The 6526-nt window shown below is 61.9% G+C and carries 7 protein-coding genes and 1 tRNA gene; 4 read left to right on the top strand and 4 right to left on the bottom strand.

The features are described from left to right. The 3 genes from Y708_RS25365 to Y708_RS0114840 form a co-directional block, all read right to left on the bottom strand. Positions 1-756, bottom strand: a 756-nt coding sequence (locus Y708_RS25365) for an inorganic phosphate transporter (protein WP_035776505.1), incomplete at its 3' end; no start/stop codon positions are given. Next, a complete protein-coding gene (locus Y708_RS0114845) occupies positions 757-1374 on the bottom strand; it encodes a DUF47 domain-containing protein (protein ID WP_028280534.1) in 618 nt (205 codons plus the stop codon). Between the two features lie 250 nt (positions 1375-1624). Further along, positions 1625-2272 (bottom strand): hypothetical protein, encoded by a 648-nt coding sequence (locus tag Y708_RS0114840; RefSeq protein WP_028280533.1) that lies wholly within the window; start codon positions 2270-2272, stop codon positions 1625-1627. A gap of 269 nt (positions 2273-2541) precedes the next feature. Between Y708_RS0114840 and Y708_RS0114835 the strand changes: the two genes are divergently transcribed. From Y708_RS0114835 to Y708_RS0114825, 3 genes are all read left to right on the top strand, one after another. Beyond that, positions 2542-2614 (top strand) — tRNA-Lys (locus tag Y708_RS0114835). A gap of 158 nt (positions 2615-2772) precedes the next feature. Continuing rightward, positions 2773-3363: a hypothetical protein gene (locus Y708_RS27620; RefSeq protein WP_051479028.1), complete on the top strand. Its 591-nt coding sequence runs from the start codon at positions 2773-2775 to the stop codon at positions 3361-3363. Between the two features lie 81 nt (positions 3364-3444). Next, positions 3445-4677: an endonuclease/exonuclease/phosphatase family protein gene (locus Y708_RS0114825; protein WP_028280532.1), complete on the top strand. Its 1233-nt coding sequence runs from the start codon at positions 3445-3447 to the stop codon at positions 4675-4677. An 11-nt stretch (positions 4678-4688) separates the two neighbouring features. Here Y708_RS0114825 and Y708_RS0114820 read toward each other — a convergent pair whose 3' ends face one another. Continuing rightward, positions 4689-5195 carry a tetraspanin family protein gene (locus Y708_RS0114820; protein ID WP_028280531.1) on the bottom strand — a complete coding sequence of 169 codons (507 nt, stop codon included), beginning with the start codon at positions 5193-5195 and terminating at the stop codon, positions 4689-4691. Between the two features lie 251 nt (positions 5196-5446). On the opposite strand from Y708_RS0114820, the gene Y708_RS0114815 reads away from it, so the two are divergent. Further along, a complete protein-coding gene (locus tag Y708_RS0114815; protein ID WP_081746834.1) occupies positions 5447-6478 on the top strand; it encodes an acyl-CoA desaturase in 1032 nt (343 codons plus the stop codon). The last annotated feature ends 48 nt before the right edge of the window (positions 6479-6526 follow it).

Raw genomic sequence — 6526 nt, 5'->3', positions numbered from 1 at the left:
CCGCACAAGCCGGCTTGAGAGCGTGTGGGTAATGCGCCAGCCGCCAAACAAGGATCCAGTGGCCAAGAGCACGGCAGCGAAGATCTGCACCCAGAGAGGGACTCCTCCGCCCTCGTAGAGGCCCGCACCCATCAGAGCGAGGACAACGACCACCATGGTCCGTTGCCCGTCCTGCAGGCCGTGCCCCAGTGCAAAGGCGCCCGCCAGCACCGCCTGCGCCATCCGGTTCCCCGTGTTGACCTTCCGTGGTGAGTTGTAGCGGAGCAGCCAGGTGGCAGGGAAGACTATCAGATACGCCAGGAGATAGGCAACCAACGGGGATAGCAGCAGCGGCAGTGCGATTTCAAAGAGAAACACCCTTTCAGACTCCACGATCGACTCCCCACCCATCAACGCAGACGCCCCACCGGAGCCGATCAGACCTCCGATCAGGGCGTGGGTGGACGACGACGGCTTGCCCCGGTACCAGGTGAACAAACCCCAGGTGCAGGCCGCGATGAGCGCTGCGAGGAGAATGCCGAGACCTGAGCGCCCGTCCGGCAGCCGGAAGCTGTCCCCGGTGAAGAGCGTGGCGATGCTGGTGCTCATCAGAGCGCCCACGAGGTTGAACAGCGCAACCAGCAGCACCGCGACGGTGGGTGTCAGCGCACGGGTCCTCACGGCGGTCGCAACTGAGTTGGAAACGTCGTGGAACCCGTTGATGAAAGCGAACCCACCTGCAAAAAGCACTACTGCTGCCAGCAGGAATACTTCCACCTAGGATTCCTTGACCAGAATGCCGCCCACATGGGTAGCCACTTTGCGGATGTCCTTGGTGACGTCCACCAACTGATTGGCCACATCGCGGTGCCGCGCGTACACGAGGGGTTTGTGATCGGCGAGGAGTTCGGAGCACCAGATCCGGTGAGTCCGCTCCGCGCGCCGCGCCAGGCGGAGAATCTCGATCCAGTACTCCTCGAGGTCATCCAATGAGCCGAGCTGGCGCATGGCTGTCGCCGTGAGCTCGGCCTGCCGGTTGATGACCTCCAGCTGTTCGGTGGCGCGGCGGCTGAGTTTGCTGAGCTTGTAGAGCGCGATGAGCTCGGCCGCGCCGTCCAGTTTTTCGATTGCTTCGCTGAGGAGCCGCGAGAGCGCATACAGGTCTTCCCGGGGCAGGGGATTGATGAAACTGGTGCGCATGGAGGTGAGAAGTGCGTAGTGAAGGTCCGTCGAGGTTGCCTCATACTGGTGAAGTTCTTCGGCCAGCTGATCGTAATCCTGGGTGGCCGCGCCGAGGATGCCGGACATGGTGCGTACCCCTTGCACCAGTTGCTGCGCCATGCTGGATAGCAGCTCCAGGCCGGCGTTCTCCTGCGGAAAAAGGCGTAGCTTCATGGGTTACCTTGGTGTTGGCGCGAACGGTTGCTGCCTAAGAATATCGGATACTGTTCGCTGGACTGCGTCCGCCCAAGATCGCTTCAGAGCATAAAAATGGTGCCGAACCGGGAGCGCCTCTCGGCGGAAGGCCGCTCGAAGCGGCTAAATGTTGAAGCCCGGGGGTTCCACAGTTCGACACCACTTTCAGTGTTCTCCTCGACCGGCCGCATGTCAACATTACGACGACGGCGGGCGGTACTGAAGCGCGTCAGTCGAGCTCGCCGCGGCGCCAGGAGGCCGCCGCGTGCTCAAGGTCTTCAGCCGTCTTGATGAGCTGATGTGAATTGCGGGTGAGCTTGGCCGCGTGCACGCCGTTGGCTACATCGGCATCGTCGGCGTGATTGGTCTGGCCCAGGGCGATCACCCGGCAGAAGGCGGCGAACCGTTCCAGAGCAACGTCAAACTCGCCTTCGAATGCACCCGAAAGAATGGTGTCCGCCATGGCGCGGACTTCATCGGCGCCCGGTGGCTCCGCAACTCCCGCCACCACCTTGGACACCTGTGCCACTTCCTTGCCTGACTGGAAGTAGGCGGAGATGCGCTCAGGATTCTGCTGGGTTGCGGCGCGCAGCGCGTAAAGCCTCCAGAGCGCTCCGGGTAGGGAACGTGCTGGGCTCTCGGCCCACATCTCGGCGATGGCTTCAAGGCCCTGCTGGTCGGCGAGTTCAACGAGGCGTTGAGTGATCTCCGGGTCATCGGACTGCCGGCCATGATGCACCAGGGCATGCGCTGCCAGATGCGCGGCTTCGGATACCCGGGATGGATCGGCCCCGCCGGCAAAGACTTCAAAGTCGATGGGGGCATAGGGCTTCGGTTTGTGATGCCGCGGACTGTTGTTCTCGTATTGGCCGTCCATGTGTTGAGGATACTCCTGCACTATGCGGCGGGCTAGGAAGGCCCGGCGATTGATCGACTGTAAGGCGCCGCGCTTGGCTGACTGCGTCAGCGGATCGGAGAATCGTTAGCGGAATACCGCTCACAGTTCCCCAAATTGCTGACGTGGATCTGGATTGCTTACTGATGTGAGTGCTCACCTGCCCGCACGAAGCCAGTTGTTCACGGGATGGCTGTGTGCGATAAAGTAAGCGAGTCATTCGGCCAGCGCTTGCGCGGGGCGAATGACGTGGGCCTTTAGCTCAGATGGTAGAGCATCGGACTTTTAATCCGTGGGTCGAGGGTTCGAGCCCCTCAGGGCCCACCCAAAAACAGTCCCCGCCGGCAGTCAGCCGGCGGGGACTCGCTTTTTACCCCGTCCCACCGGAATAAGCATTGACTCTGCGCTCTCATACGTTTGAAATGGATAGAGGACAACTCCACGATTCATCATCAGCACCACACCCGCTGAGAGGAGAACTGATGGACCTGCTTGCCATCCCGATCCAGGCGGCGCTCGCCGTCGCCGTCATCGCTGCCCTGACCGCCCTGACCGCCCTGGCGGTAACGCGCAGCCTTGTCAGCCGGACGGACGAGGATTCAGTTTTCTGGTATGGATTTACCGGTTTCTTTGCGGTGATTGCTGCCATTTCAGTGGCAGCCGCGACCATTCCGGGGGCCGGTCCGTGGATCGCGGGTGCTGGGGTGCTTGGAGCGGGGATCGCCGGCGGCTGGATCTGGCGAGGGGAGCATGAGCGCGGCGAGCGTCGTCGTCGTTCTGAGTGTGAAAAGGTGCGGTCCGCTCTGAGAGGCAGGCACGAGGCCGTGCTCCAGCAGTGGGTGAGCTACGAGCTTGACGTGGGCGCCGCCATTGAATTCCCTGCCATGACGGACCTCTCCAGACCCGAAACAGCGCACCTCATCAGGTCCATGCGGCAGGCCGCCGTCCTGCGGGAGCAGGCGGACGACGACGGCCGTCTCCCGGACGGGTACAGCGCGGCCGTGGGCGCGCTGGAGGTTGCATTCGATGCCGCCGAGCGGGCCGCCGGCGTGGTTCGTCGCCTCCGAGGGTGATCGCAACCGGCTGTTCATGCGTGGTTCAGCCGGACCGGGTACGCTCGGGTGTTGTTGGAACGGCACCGTTGAGAGGAACCCATGCGATCAGTGACCAAAAGCGCCCTGGCGTCAGTCCTGGCGGCCGGCATGGCGTTCGCCGTCATACCCGCAGCAGCAAACGCAGCACCCGGCCACTCGAAGGAAGAGGTGCGGTTCGCCAGCTACAACGCGAGCCTCAACCGTGCCAACCAGGGTGACTTGGTGCGCGATCTCAGTACCCCGCACAACCAGCAGGCACGCAATATTGCCGAAGTTATCCAAATCAACAATCCCGATGTGCTGCTCATCAACGAATTCGACTACGACAGCGAGCACAAGGCCGCCGACCTGTTCCGCACCAACTACCTCGAGGTCAGTCAGAACGGCAAGACGCCCGTCGAGTATCCGTACGTCTATGCGGCACCGTCAAACACGGGCATTCCAAGCGGTGAGGACCTGAACAACGACGGCACGGTAGGTGGCCCTGATGATGCCTTTGGCTTCGGTTTCTTCGAAGGCCAGTACGGCATGGTGGTTTACTCCAAGTACCCCATCGAGGCAGAGAACGTGAGGACATTCCAAAACTTTTTGTGGAAGGACATGCCCGGCGCCAAACTGCCCGACCACCCGAATACGAGAAAGCCCGCCGATTGGTTCACCCGCGGGGAGCTCGAGAGCGTTCGGCTGTCCAGCAAGTCCCACTGGGATGTGCCGGTGACGGTCGGCGGCTCAACGGTGCACGTTCTGGCCAGTCACCCCACTCCACCCGTTTTTGACGGAGCGGAGGATCGCAACGGGCTGCGAAACAACGATGAAATACGGTTGTGGGCCGACTACATCAAGGGTGGTAGGGACGCCGGCTATATCTATGACGACGACGGCGGCCGCGGCGGCCTCGACGAGAAGTCCAACTTTGTGGTCATGGGCGACCAGAACAGCGACCCATTGGATGGCGATTCGCTGCCAGGTTCGATTAATCAGCTCCTGGACCTGAAATTGGTGCAGGACCCATTGCCCGCCTCCCAGGGAGCAGCCGAAGCTTCCGCACTGCAGGGCGGCGTCAACAGCAGCCACAACGGCGATCCCAAGTACGACACGGCGGACTTCGACGACAAGGGCGCCGGGAACATCCGTGCCGATTACGTCCTGCCGTCAAAGACGCTGAAGGTCCGCGATTCCGGGATCTTCTGGCCACAGGCGGGGACGCCTGGCTCGGAGCTCACCGGAGTGTTCCCCTTCCCCACCAGCGATCACAGACTCGTGTTCGTTGATGTAGAGGCTATGCAGCGCTGAGCCCCTGACGTTCAGGTATTCCGGCCCCGCTCCCAGAGGAGAGCACTGAGGGTGATGGCAGCACCCAGCAGGAGGGTTCCGCTGACCAGCAAACCACCCGCTGATTGGGACGCGAGGTAGATCCACTGCGGGTAGGGGCCACTCATGATCGAGGTCTCATCCACCTGGAGCGGCGCAAAAAAGACCCAGAGTCCAAAAGCGGTGAGCCCAATCCCTAGAATCCACAGAACGACCACAAAGGGGTTTACTGCTGAGAAGCCCCGCCTCGGCGTGTCTCTTCCCGGTTGGGCGTCGGTTGGGATGACCTCTGCGATCTGCCCTGAGTCAGTCGCTCCCAAGTCAGCCGTCTCGGGGATCGCGGCGAAGGACTGGGCCTCCCGATGCGATCGGTGCGCGTCGGATTCTGTGCGGGCTGGTGCCGCGCCCGCGACCTTTCCGCCGGAGGATGATCCGTTTGTGCCACCGCGCTGGTAAATGGGGCTGTACCTGTTGTCGATATCCGATTCGTTAGTGCCCATGGTTTCCTCCTGAGTGCGGTTGCTCTGAATTCTATCTCCGCACAGGTCCCTGTTTCCCTGCAAACGGGGAATATATGCAGGGGAGAGAACTTGATGGGTCACTCGTTATAACCTACGCTGGCGTAAGTTACGTTCCCGTAGCCTCACCGGTTCTCCACATCGGCATATCTCCACAGGATTCATCTGCGCCGCGCGGCTCCGTTCGATAGTGCACGCCGCGCAGGCAGAACAGTTCAACAGGCAGGTTCCATATGACCAGCATCGACAACTCGCGTGCTTCGTCCACCAAACCCGGCTTTCGCCCGTCCAAGACGGAATCCGGCGTCGACCTTCAGACCTACGCGCGTGAGCATCCGGATCAGACAAGCCCACGCCCGATTCTCGATGGCCCGCGTCCGCGCTCCACACAGGTTGCTGTTTACATTGGCGTTCTCCTGCCAATCGCCGCGGTGATTGCCGCCGTCCCCCTCGCCTGGGGATGGGGACTTGCATGGTCGGACGTGATCCTGTTCTTCGCGTTCTACGTTGTCAGCGGCCTGGGCGTTACCATCGGCTACCACCGCTATTTCACCCACGGATCCTTCAAAGCCAATAAGCCGCTGCGTGCCGCGCTTGCCATTGCGGGTTCGCTGTCTGTGCAGGGCTCCGTCATCACCTGGGTCGCAGACCACCGCCGTCACCATGCTTTTTCGGATACGGACGGCGACCCGCATTCCCCATGGGCGTTCGGTGATTCCCCATGGGCGCTCGCAAAGGGCTTCTGGCACGCGCACATGGGCTGGCTCTTTGAAAGGGACGAGACCAACAAGGTCCGGTTCACACCCGACCTGCTGAAGGACACCATGATCCTTCGCATCGACCGCCTCTTCGGCGTGTGGGTTCTGGTCACACTGTTTCTTCCCGCACTGATTGGCGGTCTGGTGACGCAGAGCTGGTGGGGCGCATTCACCGCGTTCTTCTGGGCGGGACTGGTCCGGGTGGCGGTGCTGCACCACGTCACGTGGTCCGTAAATTCCATCTGCCACATGGTCGGCGAGCGCCCGTACCACTCGCGTGACAAGGCCGGAAACTTCTGGCCCCTTGCCATCGCATCCTTTGGGGAGTCCTGGCACAACTCGCATCACGCCGATCCCACCTGCGCACGCCACGGTGTGGATAAGGGGCAAATTGACATCTCTGCGCGCACCATCTGGATCTTCGAAAAGTTTGGCTGGGCCACGAAGGTCCGCTGGCCGGTGGCTGAGCGTTTCGAGAAGCTTGCGGCCAAGGCCAAGCAGGCCTGACCACACAGATACTTGCCGCCTCGCCGGCTATCCGCACCCCACTGCGGA

The sequence above is a fragment of the Arthrobacter sp. H5 genome, from assembly GCF_000520595.1.
In the GTDB taxonomy this organism is placed as follows: domain Bacteria; phylum Actinomycetota; class Actinomycetes; order Actinomycetales; family Micrococcaceae; genus Arthrobacter_D.
This window is presented reverse-complemented; position numbering and strand designations above follow the sequence as displayed.

Coding starts and splice junctions, on each gene's coding strand:
- Y708_RS0114845 (WP_028280534.1), bottom strand. CDS start 1,374: ATGAAGCTACGCCTTTTTCCGCAGGAGAACGCCGGCCTGGAGCTGCTA.
- Y708_RS0114840 (WP_028280533.1), bottom strand. CDS start 2,272: ATGGACGGCCAATACGAGAACAACAGTCCGCGGCATCACAAACCGAAG.
- Y708_RS27620 (WP_051479028.1), top strand. CDS start 2,773: ATGGACCTGCTTGCCATCCCGATCCAGGCGGCGCTCGCCGTCGCCGTC.
- Y708_RS0114825 (WP_028280532.1), top strand. CDS start 3,445: ATGCGATCAGTGACCAAAAGCGCCCTGGCGTCAGTCCTGGCGGCCGGC.
- Y708_RS0114820 (WP_028280531.1), bottom strand. CDS start 5,195: ATGGGCACTAACGAATCGGATATCGACAACAGGTACAGCCCCATTTAC.
- Y708_RS0114815 (WP_081746834.1), top strand. CDS start 5,447: ATGACCAGCATCGACAACTCGCGTGCTTCGTCCACCAAACCCGGCTTT.